The following is a 17896-nucleotide window of genomic DNA, read 5'->3' on the forward strand; positions in this document are numbered from 1 at the left end:
CTCAGACGGCGCGTGCGATCCGCGAGAGCAGGCTGCCGAGAGTGAAGTAGACGGGACGGAGCAGATAGTTGAACAGTCCGATCAGCCCGACGACCGCACCCAGCGTCTGTAACTCGGCGGCCGTGGCATCGAGGAACGCGACGAGCACGAGTGTTGCCACGGCGACTCCGGCCCAGACGGCCTCGAAGTACAGGCCGAGCCAGGGGGCTGGCGCGAGCGCGCGCACCTCCTCACGAACGACGAACGCAAGCACGGTCACGCCGAGAGCTACGGCCGCAAGCGCAGCCGAAGGAGCGACCCCGGCGAACGCGGGGGCGAGCAGCGCCGCGGCAGCGACCAGCGCGATCGACGTGAGGACGCCGGTCGCGCGCTCGATTCGATCGTGCATGCCTATCCGTTGTTCGGACGGGGCGAAACGCGTTTCGGTCCGATCCGCAGCTATTTGCCGGGGACGAACGCATGTGAAAACGTGCGCGACCGAATGAACCGAACGGTGGCCGTCGGCTGGACGCTACTGAGTGTCGTCCGGGACTCGCAGCTGACGCTGCTCGCGGCGGCGATCGCCTACTACGCGTTCGCGTCGCTGCTCCCGCTGTTTCTGGTGGTCCTGACGGTCGCTTCGGCGGTCGGTGGCGATGCGCTCGCCAAGGCAGTCGTCACGCAGTTGAGTGGCGCGCTTACCCCGAGCGGGGAATCGCTCGTCCGGAACGCGCTGACGAACGCCAGCGGGCGCGGCAGCGTGACCGCCATCGGGCTCGCAATTTTGCTCTGGAGCGGTCTCAAACTGTTTCGCGGGCTCGATACCGCCTTCTCGATGGTCTACGGGACCGAGCAGTCGGTGACGCTGCTCACCAAGGCCCGCAACGCCGTCACCGCGCTCGTAGCGGTTGGAGCGGCGATCGGGGCGGTCGTCCTCGCGGCGGTCGCTGCCGGCATCGTCGGTCTCTCGACTGCCGGGATCCCGACGGTCGTCGGCCTGCCGTTCGTCCTGACGGTCGCGTTTCTCCCGCTGTACTACATCTTCCCCGACGTCGAGATGACGCTCCGGGACGCGGTTCCCGGGGCGGTGTTCGCGGCGGTCGGCTGGACGGTACTCAGCGCGGCGTTTCAGGTGTACGCCGTCAGGGCCAGAAGCGCAGTGCTGTACGGAATCCTCGGGGCGGTCCTGTTGCTGGTGACGTGGTTCTACGTCGGTGGGATCGTCCTGTTGCTCGGGGCGGTACTCAACGGCGTGCTGGCCGGAGACGTGGGGGCCGAAAGCATCGAAGACCGGCAACTACAACAGGGTCGGCTTCCAGATACCGAACAACGAATGAGCGACTCGGGGGCCGACAACGTGGCCGATGGCACCGACGAGTCCCGACGGGACGACGTCGACGTCGCGGAGTTACGGGCCGAGATCGATGCGCTCCAGGAGCGCATCGACGAGCGGACGCTTCACCGCGACGAGATCGAGCGGGACCTCAAACGCTACGTCCGCAAGCGCGTCCGCCGCGGGCACGCCACCGGCTGGGGCCCGTATCTCGTGTTGCTGTACGGGACCGTGATGACGCTCGGGGCCTTCTACTTCCTGTCGGGCTGGGTCGCAGTGGCGTCGATGCTCGTCATCTGGCTGTCGACGCTGGGACTGTACGCGCTGATGCTGCTGGTCGGCGTGACGGTCAACACAGTCGGCGTCCCCTGGAAGCTCCTAGACAAGGTCCGTGACTTCCGGCGATAGCGATGCGCGGACTCGGCGTCCAGTCGTGGCTGAGCGGGTTGCCGGACGCAGTCGTCGTACTGTTCTCGCTCGTTACCCAGCTCGGCGACGTGTGGTTGCTGACGCTGCTAGTGCTTTCGACCTACTGGTTCGGGCCGCGACTCCCGCGGGTCGGGGACGCAGTCGACCGCGAACGGGCCGCCGTCGCCGCGGGGATCCTCCTGGCCGGCTTCGCCGTCGTGGCGGTGGGCAAACCCATGTTCGAGTTGCCCCGCCCGCCCGGTGCCGGGCAGGCCTCGCCGACGGCCCTGGTTCCGGAAGTCCTGTGGCCACTGTACGAGTATCTCTCGACGGGGACCGGTCACGGCTTCCCCAGCGGGCACGCCGTCGGCTCGACGACGGCGTTCGGCGGGCTGGCCTGGGCGATCCGGACTGACCGACACCGCCGGCGTGTCGCTGTCGCCGCCGGGCTGATCGCGGTCGTCTCGCTGTCCCGGCTGGTGCTCGGATTGCACTATCTCGTCGACGTGCTCGCCGGGATCGGATTCGGTGTCGTCGTGCTCGGCGTTGCGATCCGGCTCCGGTCGCCCACGCGCGTGTTCGGGTTCGGGGCGCTGATCGCCGCGGTGGGGCTCGCGGTCGTCGGACCGCTGTCCGATATCGTCCTCGTGGCGGGCGTCACTACGGGAGCGTGGCTCGGCTGGATCGCCGTTGGTGACGAAATGGCACGTCCACCGACGCGAGAGGGGGCGGCCGCGACCGCGACGGCCGGTATCGTATCGGGCGGCCCGCTATTGATCGCCGTAGAAGTCGTCCCGACGACGGCCGTTACCGCCGGGGCGGTCGCGTTCGTCGGCGGCCTGGCGGTCGTCGCGATGCCACTGACCGGCGAGCGCGTCGCGAAAAGAATCGGCAGTAAAACCGGCTAGGAAGCGCGTCTAGAACTTCTCGAGGTACCGGTCGATCTCCCACTCGGAGACATCGACCAGGTAGTCACGGAACTCCTCGGTCTTGGCTTCGACGAACTTCTCGGAGATGTGCGGGCCGAGCGCCTCGAGCACGACCTCGTCGTCTTCGAGTTCGTCGATCGCTTCGCCGAGGTTGGTCGGCAGCGTCTCGATGCCGTACTCCTCGCGCTTTGCCTCGTCGAACTCGTAGATGTTCTCCCGGACCGGGTCGGGACACTCCAGGTCGTTCTCGATCCCGTCGAGCCCGGCGTGGATGAGTGCCGCGAAGGCGAGATACGGGTTACACGACGGGTCGGGGAACCGTGCCTCGATGCGGGATGCCGCCGGGATCCGCGCGGCGGGCTTTCGGATCAGCGCCGAGCGGTTGCGGTCGGACCAGGCGACGTAGACGGGAGCCTCGTAGCCGGGCACCAGGCGCTTGTAACTGTTGACCGTGGGGTTGGTGACCGCCGCCAGCGCGGGCGCGTGTTCGAGGATCCCGGCGGTGAACTGCTTGGCCGTCTCGCTGAGGTTGAACTCGTCGTCCCCGTCGTGGAAGGCGTTCTCGCCGTCGTCGGTGAAAAGCGAGAGGTGCGTGTGCATCCCCGAGCCGTTGATCCGCGGGATCGGTTTGGGCATGAACGTAGCGTGCAGATCGTGTTCCGCGGCGATGGCACGGACGACCGACCGGAAGGTCGCGACGTTGTCCGCCGTCGCCAGTGCGTCGTCGTACTCGAAGTTGATCTCGTGTTGGCCCTCGGCGACCTCGTGGTGGGAGGCCTCGATGTCGAAGCCCATGTCCTCCAGGCCGTAGATGATGTCACGGCGCACGTCGCTGGCGAGGTCCTTGGGCGCGAGATCGAAGTAGCCGCCGGCGTCGTTAGTCTCGGTCGTCGCGCGGCCGTCCTCGTCTTCCTCGAACAGGAAGAACTCGGGTTCGGGCGCAGCGTTGACCGTATAGCCCATCTCCTCGGCGCGGTCGAGCGCGTCCTGCAGGACGCCACGCGGGTCGCCCGCGAACGGCTCGCCCGTCGAGGTGTTGTGAACGTCACAGATGAGTCGTGCGCTGTTGCCGCCGTCGATGTCATCACGGCTGCGCCATGGCAGGATGGAGAACGTGGCCGGATCCGGGACCAGACGCATGTCCGACTCCTGGATGCGGACGAAGCCGTCGATCGACGACCCGTCGAAATAGATGCCTTCGGTGAATGCTTTCTCGGCCTGATCCGCCGGGACGGAAACGTTCTTGACCGTCCCGAGGATGTCGGTGAACTGTAGACGCAGGAAGTCTACGTCTTTGTCCTCGATCTCGTCGAGGACGTCCTGTGCCGCCTCTGAGAGTTCGCCCGTCATGGTTATCGACAGGTGTGAGATATGGGGCTGCCATAAAAACCCTGCTGCTTTGCGCAATTCTGTTCGAACACCGAACTAGAAATGCATGTTCGTAAAATTCTAATGGGACGGTACCGAGGTGCGCTAGTATGACGTACGAAAATCTGGATCGAAAGTTGGTGAATGCGCTTCTGGGGGATGGACGGGCAAGTCTACGCAGTCTCGCCGACGACCTCGACGTGTCGGTGACGACAGTCTCCAATCATCTCTCGACGCTGGAAGACGAGGGAACAATCCGGGGGTACACGCCGAAAGTCGATTACGACAAGCTTGGCTACGACGTGACAGCGATCGTCCAGTTGAAAGTCGAAGGGAGTGCGCTCCCGGACGTCACCGAGACGCTTCGCCAGCACGATCAGATGGTCAGTGTCTACGAGGTGACCGGCGATTACGACGTGATCGCCGTCGGGAAGTTCCGCGATACCGACGATATGAACGAACAGATCAAGGGACTACTGACCGACCCCGAGATCAACGAATCGAACACGAGCGTGGTCCTCAACGCCGCAAAGGAACACGAGCAGTTCGATCTTGAAACCGAGTGAAACTGCCGGTTGATTGGGTCGTCGACGGCCGAATCGGCCGATTGGAACTACGGACGCAGGGAAGGGGGAACCTTCATTGTCGTCGGCGAACCACTCCGTGGTATGTCACCCGGGGTCGCTGGGGGGGCCGTCGCCCAGGCCGACGCCGTCACGTCACTGCCCGGGGGCCGCCCCGCGATAGCAGCCGGTGCTGTACTGGTCGTCGTCGCGCTCGTCGCCGTCGGCTGGTGGTTCAGGCTACGACGCTCGCCAGCGGCCCGATTCCGGGCCGTCCTAGCCGGCCGCGACGAGATCACGGTGTTGTTGCACCCCAACCCGGACCCGGACGCGATGGCCGCAGCGATGGGCGTCCAGGCGCTCGCTGGGACCGTCGACACCGACGTGACGGTCCAGTATCCCGGTCAGATCCAGCGACAGGAGAACCGTGCGTTCCAGACCGTGCTCGAACAGGACTTCGAGCAGATCGAGACGGCGGGTGATCTGGAGGCGGACTCCGTCGTCCTGGTCGATCACAACGAGCCTCGCGGGTTCCACGGCTCGGACGCCATCGATCCGGTCGCCGTCGTCGACCACCACCCCGGTAGCGGGACGGGTGCGGAGTTCACCGACGTCCGGCCCGAGTACGGGGCGTGTGCGACGATCCTCGCGGAATATTTCGACGAACTGGGATGGGAACCGCATAACACGGACGGTGGACCGAGCGTATCGGATACACTCGCGACCGGACTGCTGTATGGCATCCAGTCCGACACGAAGCGGCTGACGAACGGCTGCTCGCCGGCGGAGTTCGACGCTGCCAGCTTCCTGTACCGGGGTGTCGACGAGGAACGACTGGACCGGGTTGCCAACCCACAGGTCAACGCCGAAGTCCTGGAAGTCAAAGCCAGGGCGATCACGAACCGCGAGGTCCGCAACGCGTTCGCCGTGAGCGACGTTGGGGACGTCGGGAACGTCGAATCTATCCCGCAGGCGGCCGAGGAACTGCTCCGGTTAGAGGGCGTGACAGCGATCGTCGTCCTCGGTCGTCGCGACGGCACGCTCCACCTGTCGGGGCGCTCGCGGGACGACCGCGTACACATGGGCAAAGCGCTGAAAGCCTCCGTGAAAGATATCCCGATGGCCGAGGCCGGCGGCCACGCCCGCATGGGCGGCGGACAGCTCTCGATCGAGCACATGGAGGGGCTCGGCCCCGGTGACGGTCTCACTGTCCCGGAGTTTCGCGACCGGCTCTTCGAGGCGATGACCGGCGAACTGCAGTGACGACGCGATCCGGTCGTCGGTTGTTGCAGCCACCGCGCGGCTTTTGCGCGTGCCGACCCAACCGCGCCCATGGCGACCCACGAGGGGACCTGGGCCTATCGCGACCGCTTCCACGAGCGCTTCGCTCGGACGTACTTCCGGCCGTTCGGCGACCTGGCGCTGTCGAGTATCGGCGTCGGCACGTACCTCGGCGACCCGACCGACGAGGCCGATTCGGCCTACCGGGAGGCGATCGTCGCGGCCCTGGAGTCGGGGAGCAACGTGCTCGACACGGCGATCAACTACCGCCACCAGCGCAGCGAGCGCGTCGTGGGCGCGGCGATCGACGATAGCGAGATCGGCCGCGAGAGCGTCTTCCTGGCCACCAAGGGCGGCTTTCTACCGTTCGACGGCGAGCGACCCGACGACCCCGGTCGATACATCTACCGGGAGTTCGTCGAGCCCGGAATCGTCGACCGCGAGGAGCTGGCGGCCGGCCAGCACTGCATGGCGCCGGCGTTCATCGACGATCAACTCGACCGTTCGCTCGACAATCTCGGGGTCGATCGCGTCGATCTGTACTACGTACACAACCCCGAGACGCAGCTACAGGCTCGGTCCCGGGCGGACGTCTACGACCTGATCGAGGCAACGTTCGAGCGACTGGAGCGACGGGCCGAAGCCGGCGACATCGGCGCGTACGGCGTCGCGACCTGGGACGCCTTCCGGGTCGGTCCGAGCGACGGGAGTTCGCTCTCGCTGCCCGAGGTGATCGATCGTGCCGAGCGTGCGGCCGGGGCGGTCGGCCACGAGAGCAGCCACTTCGAGGCGATCCAGTTGCCGTTTAACGCCTACATGGCCGACGCGTTCACGGCGGCCGTCCACGACGGTCGGAGCGCACTCGAAGTCGCAAGCGAGCACAACCTGCACGTCTTCACCAGTGCGAGCCTCATGCAGGGGAAACTGGCCCGGGAGATGCCCGATCGGGTCGAGGCCGAGCTAGCGGGCAAGACTCGCGCCCAGCGGGCGATCAACTTCGCCCGGAGCGCCCCCGCCGTGACGAGCGCGCTGGTCGGGATGGGATCGACGGAACACGTCGAAGAGAACCTGGCGGCAGGCACCGACGAACCGATAGGCGCGAACGCGTTCGACGCGATCTTCGAGTGATCGGTCATCCCACCTCCTTCCACTCCGCACCACACGCCGGACAGACCCGGACAGTGCCGATCTCGTCGGGGTCGTTCTCGGATTTCAGGACCTCGTCGCAGCCGGCACAGATGAGCCGCTCGTAGGTGTCTTTCTCGATATCGCCCGAGCGGATCCCCTTTCTGACAGATTCCATACTGAGAGGTATGCGAGCGACTCTCAAAAAGCTCGGGGCGGGAGCCGTCGGATGGCGGTTCGCAAGTTTTGACACCGCCCCGTCCGAAGCGCGGTCGTGACACGACGCCGGCTGTTCGGCTCGCTGTGTACGCTGGTCTTTCTGGTCAACCTCGCCCGCGTGGTGTTCGCGCCGCTGGTCGAACCGCTCCAGGCGGCGTTCGCCACGACCAACGCGACGATCGGGCTGACCGTGACGCTGGCGTGGCTCGGCAGCGCGCTCCCGCGGATCCCGACGGGCTATCTGCTGACGCGGGTCCCACGTCACTACGTCGTCGGTTCGACCGGGCTGGTGCTGGCCGCGGCGTCGGCGTTCATCGCCGGGGCCGACAGCGTCACCGAAGTGATGGTCGGTGCGTTCCTGATGGGGATCGCCAGCGGCGCGTACTTCATCGCAGCCAACCCGCTGGTGAGCGAGCTGTTCCCCCGTCGAGTCGGCACGGCGCTTGGCGTCCACGGGATGGCGAGCCAGATCGGCGCGGCCGTGGCCTCGCTGCTCGTCTCGGCCGCGCTGATCGTCGGCGACTGGCGGACGACCTTCCACGCGATCGGGGCGGCGGCCCTGCTCTCGACGGTCGGCCTCGCGATCGCCACCCGGCGGACGCCGCTGCCCGAGGCGGGTGCGGACGACCGGGACCTGCTCGCGGCCGTCCGCCACCAGTGGCGGATCGTCCTCGCCGGCGTGGTCGTCATCAGCGCCAGCGGCTTCGTCTGGCAGGGCGTGTTCAACTTCCTCGACAGCTATCTTCGCACCCGGGGGTTCTCCGGCAGCGACGCGCGACTGCTACTGACTGGCGTGTTCGCGGCCGGCGTCCCGGCGTTCGCGGTGACGGGCTGGCTGGCCGACCGCGTCCCGATCGTCCCCCTCCTGCTGTCGATCCTGGCCGGCTTCGCGCTCTGTGTGTTCGCGCTGACGCTGCCCTTCGGCACGGCCTGGGTGGTTGCGGTCGCGCTGGTGATGGGCTACGTGATCCACAGCCTCTTCCCGGCGATGGACACCTACCTGCTGGGCTCGCTACCGGATCGCCACCGCGCCAGCGCCTACGCTGTCTACAGCGGGACGATGATGCTGCTCCAGGCGACCGGGAGCTGGTCCGTCGGGCTGTTGACCGACGCCGGATTCTCGTTCCCCTCGATCTACCGATCCTTTGCCGTCGGGCTGGCCGTCGTCTTGCTCGGGCTCGTCATCGCCTATCGGGCAGGTCGGTTGCCCACCGGAGCGCGCGCCTGACTGCGTCGGCGACACGGGGCAACATTCAACCTGCCCGGGACCGCATCTCCCGGCAATGGAATACGCCCAGGAGCGGATCACGACGCTCCACGATTTCGAGGGGGCCGACCCGGCGGCACCGACCGACCGGGCGACGGTCGTCGTGCCGATGACCGAGCGCGATCACGCCAGCCTTGCGGCCGAGCGGGTTTTCTCGACGCTTGCAGCCGTCTCGCCCGGTCGCGTGCTGGTGGCGCTCCGTTCGGATCCGGACCGAGTCGACCAGGTTCGCACGTGGCTAGAGGGGTTCGACCTGTCCCTGGAGGTGCTGTGGTGTGACGCACCGCCGTTGACGGAAACGCTCGACTCGGCGGGACTGAACGGCCGTCGCGGCAAGGGGCGGGACGTCTGGCTGGCGCTGGGGATCGCCGCCGCCGACAGCGAGTTCGTCGTCGTCCACGACGCCGACGCGAAGAGCTACGCACCCACGCACGTCCCGCGGCTACTCTTCCCGCTCGATCGCGGGTTCGCGTTCTCGAAGGGGTACTACGCTCGCGTGGAGAACAACCGGCTGTACGGCCGGCTCAACAGGCTGTTTTACGAGCCGCTGCTCCGCACGCTCGAGGATGCCCACGACGCGTCGGTCCTCTCGTATCTGGCGGCGTTCCGGTACGCGCTAGCCGGCGAGTTCGCGATGACTGCCAGCCTCGCGCGCCGGGTCCGCGTGCCTCGCACCTGGGGACTGGAGGTCGGGACGCTCGGCGGCGCTTTCGAGTACGCTGGCTTCGAGCAGACCGCGCAGGTCGATCTCGGCCAGCACGAACACGATCACCGCTCGGTCAGCGGTCCGGACGGGCTGGGCGAGATGTGCCGGTCGGTCGGCCGGGCGCTGTGGTGGGTACTCGAGGACGCCGGGGTCGAACCCGACTTCGAGACGCTGCCTGCCAGGTATCGCGAGCACGCCGAGACGCTGATCGACCAGTACGGCGCCGACGCCGCCTTCAACGGGCTGGCGTTCGACCGAGGCGACGAGCGCGAACAGGTCGACGCCTACGCCGAACGGATCGCACCGCCGGAGGAGGACACACGACTGCCGGCCTGGACGGACGCGCCGATCTCGCCCGAAACTGTCCGAGAGCGCTCGCGAGCGGGGCTGAACGCGGTCGAGTGATTCACAGTTCGAACGACAGCTGGTCGCCAGTTTTGACGCCACGGTCGGTCGCCCACCCGTACAGGACTTCGAGGACGTACTGTCCGCGACCGGGATAGTGCTGGTCACTTCCGTCTTCGTCAGGCCCTGGCGCGGGCGCGTGGTGAATCGTCGTGATCGTCCCGTCACCGTTGGCGTAGACGATATCGATCCCGAAGTCCATCTCCCGCATGACGAACGATCGGTCCGCGGTAGAGTCGAAGACAAAGAGCATGCCGCGATCGCCCGGCAGCGCCTCGGTGTCGCTGAGGCCCCGGTATCGGAGGTCGTGGGTGTCCGCAACGGCTGCCGTCACCGTCCCGAGGAGTTTACCAGTGGGCGTCGAGACGCGGACCTGCGTCGTCTCGTAGCTCTCGTGGATCGTCGATCGGTCGCTCGTCGGTCGCGATCCGGCGGTCGTCCCCGTGGATAGGGGCCGGTCGGGCTCGCGACCGACACAGCCGGCCAGTGCGGCGACGCCACCGCCTGCGATCCGGAGATACGTTCGGCGATCCATGGGGGGCGTTCGACCGCCAGGGTGAAGACGGCGGCGGCCGCTCTACCACGCATGGAGTTCTCGTCGGACGAACTCGCCGGGATCGCCGATCTGTTCGGCGCAGTCGATCGGCCGACGCTACGGCGGGCCTGCGTCGAGCTCGCGTACAAGCAAGGCGTGGACCGCGAACCCGCGAGCTTCGACGACGCGATCGACGGTGCCGTCGACGGCTACCACCTACTCGAAGTCGAGCGCGACGAAGGGACCTTGTTGGTTCCCGGGCCGGTCGCGTTCCCCGAACTGCCCGAGGGCGCCACCGATCTCCCGCACATCCTCGACGTCGAGTCCCGGGCGATCGACGACGATCGACTGGCGGGGGCGGCACAGGAGCGGTTTCGCGCCGACGCCGCGGGTGCCATCGAGGCCGGCGAGCGCGAGCGCATCGAGCGACTGCTGGACGTGAGCTACGAACTGGAAGTCTGGGCGCCGGTCGAGCTTGCGGACGCGCGGCGACGGCTCGACGACGCACTCGAATGAACATCGCAGATGTCGAAAGGCGGGTGAGTTATTACCGCTCGCGTTCGTGTATCGATATGGACCTGGGAGCGATCCGCGAGTACGAACCCACCGAACTCGACGGCGACGCACGGGAAGCGTCGGTGTTGCTCCCGGTGATCGACCGGTCGGCAGGCCCACATCTCCTCTTCACCAAGCGTGCCGAGCACCTCAAAGACCATCCCGGGCAGATGAGTTTCCCGGGCGGCGGACGCGAACCGGAAGACGAGGATCGAGTCGCGACGGCCGTCCGTGAAGCCAACGAAGAGATCGGACTCGAACCCCCGGAAGTACAACTCCACGGGCGGCTGGACGATCTCGAGACGGTCTCGGAATACGTCATCCGACCGTTCGTCGGGACGATCCCCGACCGGTCGTACACGCCCAACGACGGCGAGGTCGCGGAGATCACGGCCTTGCCGCTCTCGGAGCTTCTCGATCGGGACAACCACGAAAGCGAGTGTCGCGAGCACCCCCGTTACGGGGACATCCAACTCCACTTCTTCCACGTCGACGGCTACACCGTCTGGGGCGCGACGGCGAACATCCTCGTACAGTTCCTGGAACTCGTGGCCGACTGGCAGCCACCCTCACAGTCCGACTGCGCGACCAGCCCCGGGGATCTACTGACGTGATCGGCGAGTAGCGATCACGCCTCGTCGTCGACCGTCTCGGAGTCGGTCTCGTCGTCTTCGGTCTCGGCTTCGGTCTCGGCTTCGGTCTCTTCGTCCGTCGTCTCGGCTTCGTCTTCCGTCTCGGAGACAGTCTCCTCGGTCGCGTCCGGTTGCTCGTCGGCTTTCGGGACCTCGACGTGAAGCGTCCCGTTGTCGTGCAGCGTCGCGGTCGCGTCCTCGGGTTCGATGGCGACATCGTCGGGTAGGGTCACGGACCCATCGAGGGACAGTCCCCGTCCGGGCAGCACCATCTCGAAGTCCTCGTAGACCCCCCGGAAGCGGTCGATCCGCACCTCGATCGTGCGGTCGGTAAAGCGGACCTGCACGTCACTGCTGGTTGCTCCGGGCGCGTCGAAGACCGCCAGATACGCCTCGTCGCTCTCCAGCAGATCGACCGGGAGCGGCGTCCGTTCCTGTGCGCGTCCCATCGCTCGGCCGACGTTCTCGAGCACGGCACTGCTGATCGTCTTCCCCACGTCTCGAATGGAGGTCATACCCCTACTTTGGCCGGTAGCATCTTAGGGGTTGTGTCCCACCGGTGAGGACAGAAGGGTCGCAGGTGCCAATCAGCGTCAACGGAGCTGCTCGGTGACGAGTTCGTCGCCGAGGCCGGTGTACTCGGCAGGCGTCAGTGTTCGCAGTTCCTCGCGAACGGAGTCGGGAACATCCAGCTCGTCGAACAGCGCCTGGAAGTCCTCCAGGGAAGCGCGCTGACCGCGTGTGAGGGCCTTCACCTGCTCGTAGGCGTCGCCGTGGCCCTCCCGCCGGAGGATCGTCTGGACGGCCTCGCCGATGATTTCGGGATTCGACGCCAGGTCCTCGCGCATGACGTCTGCGTTGGGCGTGACCTTCCCCAGGCCCCGCTGGAGCTTCTCGTAGCCGATCAGGCAGTGAGCGAAGGCCGCGCCGATGTTGCGCTTGACCGTCGAGTCCGAGAGGTCCCGCTGCAGGCGGGAGCTGGTCACGTAATCGCCCAGGAAGACCAGATCGGCGTTGGCCTTCGAGAGGTTGCCCTCGCTGTTCTCGAAGTCGATCGGGTTGACCTTGTGGGGCATCGTCGAGGAACCGGTCTCGCCTTCCGTGGCTTCCTGACCGAGATACCGGTCGGAAACGTACAGCCACATGTCCAGATCGAGGTCCAGCAGGACGTTGTTCGCGCCCCGCAGCGCGTCGAAGACGGCCTGGAGGTCGTCACAGGGGTTGACCTGGGTCGTCAGCGGTTCGTGCTCCAGCCCCAGCGAGTCGACGAACGACTCGGCAAAGGCCGGCCAGTCGACCTCGGGGTAGGCGGCGTGGTGGGCGGCGTAGGTGCCCGACGCCCCGGCCAGTTTGCCCGAGAGGTCGCCCGTGGCTCGCTCGATCCGGGCGATCGCCCGACCGAGTCGTGAGGCGTAGACGGCCATCTCCTTGCCGAAGGTCGTTGGCGTCGCGGGCTGGCCATGGGTGCGAGCGAGCATCGGCAGGTCGCGGTGCTTTTGGGCCAACTCGACGAGAGCGTCCCGGACCGCCCGGAGTTGTGGCACGAGCACGTCCTCGACGGCCGGCTTGACCAGCAGTCGGTACGCGAGGTTGTTGGCGTCCTCGCTGGTCAGCCCGAAGTGGATCCAGTTGGCAACGTCGAGCCCCTCGGGTAGCCCCTCGCGGACGAAGTACTCGACGGCCTTGACGTCGTGGTTGGTCGCGCTGTAGTCCTTGTAGCCGGTCGTCTCGATCCGCTTGACGATCTCGGCGTCTTCCTCGTCGAAGTCCTCGTAGAGTGCGCGGAGTTGCGTGCGCTGCTCGGCGTCGATCTCGAAGGGCGTTACGTCGAGATCACTCAGCGCGATCAGATACTCGACCTCGACCTCGAGGCGGGCGCCCAAAAGCGCCTGTTCGCTGGCGTAGGGGACGAGCGGTTCCGTGTATCGGGCGTACCGGCCGTCCAGCGGCGAGACAGCCTGGAGTGTGGACCGATCTGTCATAGATACGTCTCCCGGGAGCGAGCGCAAAAGATTGCCGAAGACCGATCGGTGTCGATTCCGCAACTACTTTGCGCGCTGCCCGCGCGCCTGCAGATATGAAACTCGCCGGTATGGCCTCGAATCGGGGCCGCAACCTGCTGAACATCGCCGATCGATCGCCGGGCGGCGCGGAGTTCGCCGTCGTCCTCACCAACGAGGAAGGCGCTCCTGTCTTGGAGAAAGCAGCCGAACGCGACATCCCGACGGAAGTCGTCCCGCGGGCCGACGACGAGAGCCGTCGCGAGCACGAACGGCGCGTCGAGGAGGCGCTGGCCGAGTACGACGTCGATCTCGTCTGTCTGGACGGGTACATGCGCGTGCTGACCGAGGCGTTCGTCGACGGCCAGCCGACGATCCTCAACGTCCACCCCTCGCTGTTGCCCGCCTTCCCCGGAATGGACGCGCACGAGCAGGTACTGGACGCGGGCGTCAAACAGACCGGCTGTACGGTCCACGTCGTCGACGAAACCGTCGACGGCGGCCCGATCGTCACACAGGAACCGATCCCGGTCTTCGAGGGCGACGACGTCGAGGACCTCAAAGAGCGCGTCCTCTATCAGGGCGAGTTCAAAGCCTATCCCCGCGCAGTGAAGTGGTTCGCCGAGGATCGGGCGACTGTCGACAACGAGAACAACGTCGTGCACGTCGAGGGCGACGAAGGAGGGGAGTTCCCGGCACGACGCGTCACCAGCGAAGACCGAGTCGAGAGCCTGCGATACGGCGAGAACCCACACCAGGACGCCGCGCTGTACGCCGACACCACTTGCGAGGAAGCCAGCGTCGTCTCGGCCCCCCAGCTCAACGAGGGCGCGAAGGGGATGGGCTACAACAACTACAACGACGCCGACGCCGCCCTGAACATCGTCAAGGAGTTCGAGAAACCGGCGTGTGCGGTCATCAAACACACCAACCCCGCGGGTGCGGCGGTCGCCGACTCGATCTCGCAGGCGTACGCCGACGCCCTGTCGACCGATCCCAAGAGCGCCTTCGGCGGAATCGTGGCCCTCAATCGCGAGTGTGACGCCGCCACCGCCGAGCAGATCATCGAGTCGTTCAAAGAGGTCGTCGTCGCGCCGGGCTATACAGAGGAGGCCCTGGAAGTCCTCTTCGAGAAGGACAACCTCCGAGTACTCGACGTGAGCGAGCAGTTCGAGACCACCGAGACGCTGACCGAGAAGGACCTGGTCGGCGGACGACTGATCCAACAGCGGGATCGACAGCGTCTCGACCGCGAGGATCTGGAGGTCGTCACCGACCGGGTTCCGACAGACGAGCAGATCGAGTCGATGCTCTTCGCCTGGCAGACGATCAAACACGTCAAATCCAACGCGATCCTCTTCGCGAAAGGCACCGAGACCGTCGGCGTCGGCGCGGGCCAGGTCTCGCGGGTCGACGCCGTCGAGATCGCGAAGATGAAAGCCGACAGCGACGCCGAGGGCAAGGACGCCGACGGCGGGGTGATGGCCTCTGATGCCTTCTTCCCGTTCCCGGACGGGATCGAGGCGGCCGCCGAGGCCGGCATCGAGGCGGTCATCCAGCCCGGCGGGTCGGTCAACGACGACGACGTGATCGAGAAGGCCGACGAACTCGGGATGACGATGGTCATGACCGGGACGCGGTGTTTCCGACATGACTGAGCGCTAGCGAGGGAATGTCGGACGCTCGAAAACGAGCGAAGCGAGTTTTCGGTGTTTCCGGCACGATTGAGGCGAAGCCGAGTGAGTGCCGGAAGCTTGCGGCAGCTTCGCTGACGCAGTGTTTCCGACATGACTGAGCGCTAGCGAGGGAATGTCGGACGCCCGAAAACGAGCGCCAGAGCGTTACAGCTGGCGCTCGATCGATTCCGCGGTCGCCTCGCCGACGCCCTCGACGGACTGGAGAGCGTCCCGACTCGCCTCCCGGATCGCTTCGACGCTGCCGAAGTGTCGGAGCAGTCGCTTGCGGGTCTCGGGACCGACACCGGGGACCGCATCCAGCGGGGTCGAAACGTCGTCCCGGAGCGACTGGTGGTACTGGACGGCGAAACGATGGGCCTCGTCCCGGACGCGCTGGAGGAGATGCAAGTGGGGAGCGTCGTCAGGCCAGTTCTCGACGCCGTCGGGCGTCACGACGAGCTCCTCGGCCTTCGCGAGAGCGACGACGGGCACGTCCCAGCTGGTCTCGGCCAGCGCGTCCCGCGCGGCCCCGAGTTGCCCCTCGCCGCCGTCGATCAACAGGAGATCCGGATCCGGACGGTCGTCCCGGCCCTCGACGGCGCGTTCGGCCCGCCAGCGGACCAGCGTCCGCATGTTGGCGTAGTCGTCGTTGCGCTCCGGGAGTCCCTTCCGGCGGTAGTCGGCCTTCTCGGGGGAGCCATCGACGAAGGCCACGTCGCTGCCGACCACGTCACTGCCTTGGGCGTGGCTCACGTCGAACCCCTCGATCCGGTCGGCACTCTCGATTCCGAGCGCGTCGGCCAGGGCCCGCGTCTCGTCGCGGTCGCCGCCCTGCCTGCGTGCGTTTTTCAGGGCTAGCTCGACCAGCGTCGCCTCCCGGCCCGCGCCCGGCACACGGACGTCGACGCCCTCGCCGTCGAGCCACGCCAGCAGTTCCTCGTCGTCGGGTCGATCCGAGAGCAACAGGGCGTCGGGCATCTCGCGCTCGGCGTAGTACTGGGCCACGAACGCCCCCAGCACCGCTCCGGCGTGCTCGCCCTCGGGGGCGTCCAGCCGGTGGCGTTCGCGCTCGACCAGCGAGCCGTCCGAACTCCGCAGGCGGGCGACAGTCGCCCGTTCGCCCTCGATAGCGACCCCGAGAACGTCGACGGCGCGCTCGCTCTCGCCGGGGTCTGCGACCGCGTCGCTCCCGGACCTGTGCAGGGACTCGACAGCCTCAAGCCGGTCCCGGAGGTTCCCAGCGCGTTCGAACTCCCGGTTCTGTGCCGCGGCCTCCATCTCCCGGCGAAGCGGGTCGGCGACGACGCCCGTCTCGCCCTCGAAGAATCGCCGGACTGCCTCGCAATCCTCGCGGTACGCCTCCTCGCTGATTTCGCCGGTACAGGGGGCGGTACACAGCCCCATGTCGTAATCCAGGCAGGGCCGATCGCGATTGTGATACTTGTGATCGGAACAGCCGCGCAGGCCGTAGGTCTCGCGGATCGCCTTGCGGACCGTCTCCAGGCGGCCTTTGTCGGTGAAGGGGCCGTAGACGGTCGCGTTCTCGTCGGGGTCGCGAGTGATTTCGATCCGCGGGACTGGGTGGTCGGTCAACTGTACCAGCGGGTAGGACTTGTCGTCTTTGAGCCGGACATTATAGCGGGGCTGATGGCGCTTGATCAGGTTGGCCTCGAGCAGTAGCGCCTGCGTTTCGGTGTCAGTGACAACCGTATCCACAGTTTCAGCCCGCGTTACCATCTTCCGGATACGCTCGCCTCTGGGATCGGCGTACGAGCGCACCCGATCGCGGAGGTCGACGGCCTTGCCGACGTACAGCACCGTGGCGTCGTCGCTCTCGCCGTCGAGAAACCGGTAGACACCGGGTTCACGAGGGAGGGCACCCGATCGCTCGCGCACTGCATCGGCATCCATCGCCAGTCCCTAGCGGTAGCGACGATTTGAACGTGACGCTGGGCTCAGCAGGTCACGACCCGACAGGGCTGAATTCAGATCTGCGTTGTCACTGCTCACTGTCGTTCCCAGAAGCGGGCCGGATGGGAATTGAACCCATGACCGTCTGGTTAAAAGCCAGACGCTCTGCCTAACTGAGCTACCGGCCCTCACTCACAGGTCAGACGGTGACCGCTTAAGACCTTACGGTTGGTCGTCGCATCGATTCCGGATCGGCCATCCGATAGCGGGCAGTCGAACCAACGCCAGTCAACACGCTGGGTCGTCGTACTCGATGGCGTCGGCCAGGAACTCCCCGGGTTCGGCGTTCGCCAGCGACGCCTGTCGGCGGAGGCAGAGGTACGCATCGACCGGCAGATCGATCGTCAGTTGCCCGAGTCGGGATCCGGTTTCGGCCTCGAGTGCCTCGGCAACGCTGTCGCCGTCGTTGATCCGGCTGGCGATCGATCGGATTTCCCGAACAGTCAAATCGTGATCGAGCGCCACCCAGGCCAGCAGATAACGTGCCGTCCCGGAGACGCGAGCGATGTGTTTCGCGGCCGTCGGTGCGATCTCACCGCGGGCGACGTACCGGCGGATCGCCTCCGGGAGATCGTGGACGCGCGACCACTTGCGGATGAACGCGACCGTCACGCCCGCGCCGGCGCGCTCGGCCGCGGCCTTGTAGGACCCCTCGCCACGGACCAGCGCCGCACAGGCGGCCGCGCCCCGCAACACGTAGACGTTATCGGCGTCCCCCGCGGTGTTGTCGGCGAACGACGCGACCGTCTCGGCGGCTTTGGCGACGCTCTCGGAATCGTCGGGATCGAACTGGACCGCCTCGTCAGGCTGCTGTCCCGTCAGCTCCGGATCGCCCCGGATGACTGGCTCCCCGACTGGCGACTCGCGATCGACTGGCGGCTCTGGTCCCTCCGACGGCATTACTCCTCGAAAAGGAGTCACCGCGGAAAAGTCTCTCGTCGCCG

General features: G+C 66.7%; 18 protein-coding genes and 1 tRNA gene. 10 read left to right on the plus strand and 9 right to left on the minus strand.

The window, feature by feature from the left end; all coding sequences use genetic code 11:
- Position 1 precedes the first annotated feature (1 nt).
- Positions 2-388 carry a hypothetical protein gene (locus HSEST_RS12100; protein WP_229121184.1) on the minus strand — a complete coding sequence of 129 codons (387 nt, stop codon included), beginning with the start codon at positions 386-388 and terminating at the stop codon, positions 2-4.
- 81 nt (positions 389-469) lie between these two features.
- Here HSEST_RS12100 and HSEST_RS12105 point away from each other — a divergent pair, with 81 nt between their 5' ends.
- Both HSEST_RS12105 and HSEST_RS12110 read left to right on the plus strand, forming a co-directional pair.
- The gene (locus tag HSEST_RS12105; protein ID WP_229121185.1) at positions 470-1720 is read left to right on the plus strand and encodes a YihY/virulence factor BrkB family protein; all 1251 of its coding nucleotides are present in this window, start codon (positions 470-472) and stop codon (positions 1718-1720) included.
- 2 nt (positions 1721-1722) lie between these two features.
- Positions 1723-2628 carry a phosphatase PAP2 family protein gene (locus HSEST_RS12110; RefSeq protein WP_229121186.1) on the plus strand — a complete coding sequence of 302 codons (906 nt, stop codon included), beginning with the start codon at positions 1723-1725 and terminating at the stop codon, positions 2626-2628.
- 9 nt (positions 2629-2637) lie between these two features.
- On the opposite strand, the gene glnA is transcribed toward HSEST_RS12110, so the two are convergent.
- Positions 2638-3999: a type I glutamate--ammonia ligase gene (gene glnA / locus HSEST_RS12115; protein WP_229121187.1), complete on the minus strand. Its 1362-nt coding sequence runs from the start codon at positions 3997-3999 to the stop codon at positions 2638-2640.
- Positions 4000-4127: 128 nt separating this feature from the next.
- Between glnA and lrp the strand changes: the two genes are divergently transcribed.
- The 3 genes from lrp (at position 4128) to HSEST_RS12130 (ending at position 6989) form a co-directional block, all read left to right on the plus strand.
- Positions 4128-4583 (plus strand): HTH-type transcriptional regulator Lrp, encoded by a 456-nt coding sequence (lrp, locus tag HSEST_RS12120; RefSeq protein ID WP_229121188.1) that lies wholly within the window; start codon positions 4128-4130, stop codon positions 4581-4583.
- 102 nt (positions 4584-4685) lie between these two features.
- The gene (locus tag HSEST_RS12125) at positions 4686-5843 is read left to right on the plus strand and encodes a DHH family phosphoesterase (protein ID WP_229121189.1); all 1158 of its coding nucleotides are present in this window, start codon (positions 4686-4688) and stop codon (positions 5841-5843) included.
- A gap of 69 nt (positions 5844-5912) precedes the next feature.
- A complete protein-coding gene (locus HSEST_RS12130) occupies positions 5913-6989 on the plus strand; it encodes an aldo/keto reductase (RefSeq protein WP_229121190.1) in 1077 nt (358 codons plus the stop codon).
- A 4-nt stretch (positions 6990-6993) separates the two neighbouring features.
- Here HSEST_RS12130 and HSEST_RS12135 read toward each other — a convergent pair whose 3' ends face one another.
- Entirely contained in the window at positions 6994-7164 is a 171-nt protein-coding gene (locus tag HSEST_RS12135) for an HVO_0758 family zinc finger protein (RefSeq protein ID WP_229121191.1), read from the minus strand.
- Positions 7165-7260: 96 nt separating this feature from the next.
- Between HSEST_RS12135 and HSEST_RS12140 the strand changes: the two genes are divergently transcribed.
- Positions 7261-8433 carry an MFS transporter gene (locus HSEST_RS12140; protein ID WP_229121192.1) on the plus strand — a complete coding sequence of 391 codons (1173 nt, stop codon included), beginning with the start codon at positions 7261-7263 and terminating at the stop codon, positions 8431-8433.
- A gap of 55 nt (positions 8434-8488) precedes the next feature.
- Positions 8489-9583, plus strand: coding sequence for a glycosyl transferase family 2 (locus tag HSEST_RS12145; RefSeq protein WP_229121193.1), 1095 nt, complete (start codon positions 8489-8491; stop codon positions 9581-9583).
- 1 nt (position 9584) lies between these two features.
- On the opposite strand, the gene HSEST_RS12150 is transcribed toward HSEST_RS12145, so the two are convergent.
- Complete coding sequence (locus HSEST_RS12150; RefSeq protein ID WP_229121194.1) at positions 9585-10118, minus strand: DUF192 domain-containing protein; 534 nt, start codon at positions 10116-10118, stop codon at positions 9585-9587.
- A gap of 51 nt (positions 10119-10169) precedes the next feature.
- Between HSEST_RS12150 and HSEST_RS12155 the strand changes: the two genes are divergently transcribed.
- A complete protein-coding gene (locus HSEST_RS12155) occupies positions 10170-10634 on the plus strand; it encodes a DUF7109 family protein (protein ID WP_229121195.1) in 465 nt (154 codons plus the stop codon).
- A 56-nt stretch (positions 10635-10690) separates the two neighbouring features.
- Positions 10691-11287 carry an NUDIX hydrolase gene (locus HSEST_RS12160; RefSeq protein WP_229121196.1) on the plus strand — a complete coding sequence of 199 codons (597 nt, stop codon included), beginning with the start codon at positions 10691-10693 and terminating at the stop codon, positions 11285-11287.
- 14 nt (positions 11288-11301) lie between these two features.
- Here HSEST_RS12160 and HSEST_RS12165 read toward each other — a convergent pair whose 3' ends face one another.
- Both HSEST_RS12165 and purB read right to left on the minus strand, forming a co-directional pair.
- A complete protein-coding gene (locus HSEST_RS12165; RefSeq protein WP_229121197.1) occupies positions 11302-11820 on the minus strand; it encodes an Hsp20/alpha crystallin family protein in 519 nt (172 codons plus the stop codon).
- Between the two features lie 78 nt (positions 11821-11898).
- Complete coding sequence (purB, locus tag HSEST_RS12170; protein ID WP_229121198.1) at positions 11899-13287, minus strand: adenylosuccinate lyase; 1389 nt, start codon at positions 13285-13287, stop codon at positions 11899-11901.
- A gap of 95 nt (positions 13288-13382) precedes the next feature.
- Between purB and purH the strand changes: the two genes are divergently transcribed.
- A complete protein-coding gene (gene purH / locus HSEST_RS12175; RefSeq protein ID WP_229121199.1) occupies positions 13383-14963 on the plus strand; it encodes a bifunctional phosphoribosylaminoimidazolecarboxamide formyltransferase/IMP cyclohydrolase in 1581 nt (526 codons plus the stop codon).
- A gap of 183 nt (positions 14964-15146) precedes the next feature.
- Here the strand turns inward: purH and HSEST_RS12180 are convergent, their stop codons facing one another.
- The 3 genes from HSEST_RS12180 to HSEST_RS12190 form a co-directional block, all read right to left on the minus strand.
- Positions 15147-16892 (minus strand): excinuclease ABC subunit C, encoded by a 1746-nt coding sequence (locus HSEST_RS12180; protein WP_229121200.1) that lies wholly within the window; start codon positions 16890-16892, stop codon positions 15147-15149.
- A 114-nt stretch (positions 16893-17006) separates the two neighbouring features.
- Positions 17007-17080 (minus strand) — tRNA-Lys (locus HSEST_RS12185).
- A 100-nt stretch (positions 17081-17180) separates the two neighbouring features.
- Positions 17181-17852, minus strand: coding sequence for a DUF7119 family protein (locus HSEST_RS12190; RefSeq protein WP_229121201.1), 672 nt, complete (start codon positions 17850-17852; stop codon positions 17181-17183).
- Between the last annotated feature and the right edge of the window lie 44 nt (positions 17853-17896).

The sequence above is a fragment of the Halapricum desulfuricans genome (genome assembly GCF_017094465.1).
GTDB lineage: Archaea > Halobacteriota > Halobacteria > Halobacteriales > Haloarculaceae > Halapricum.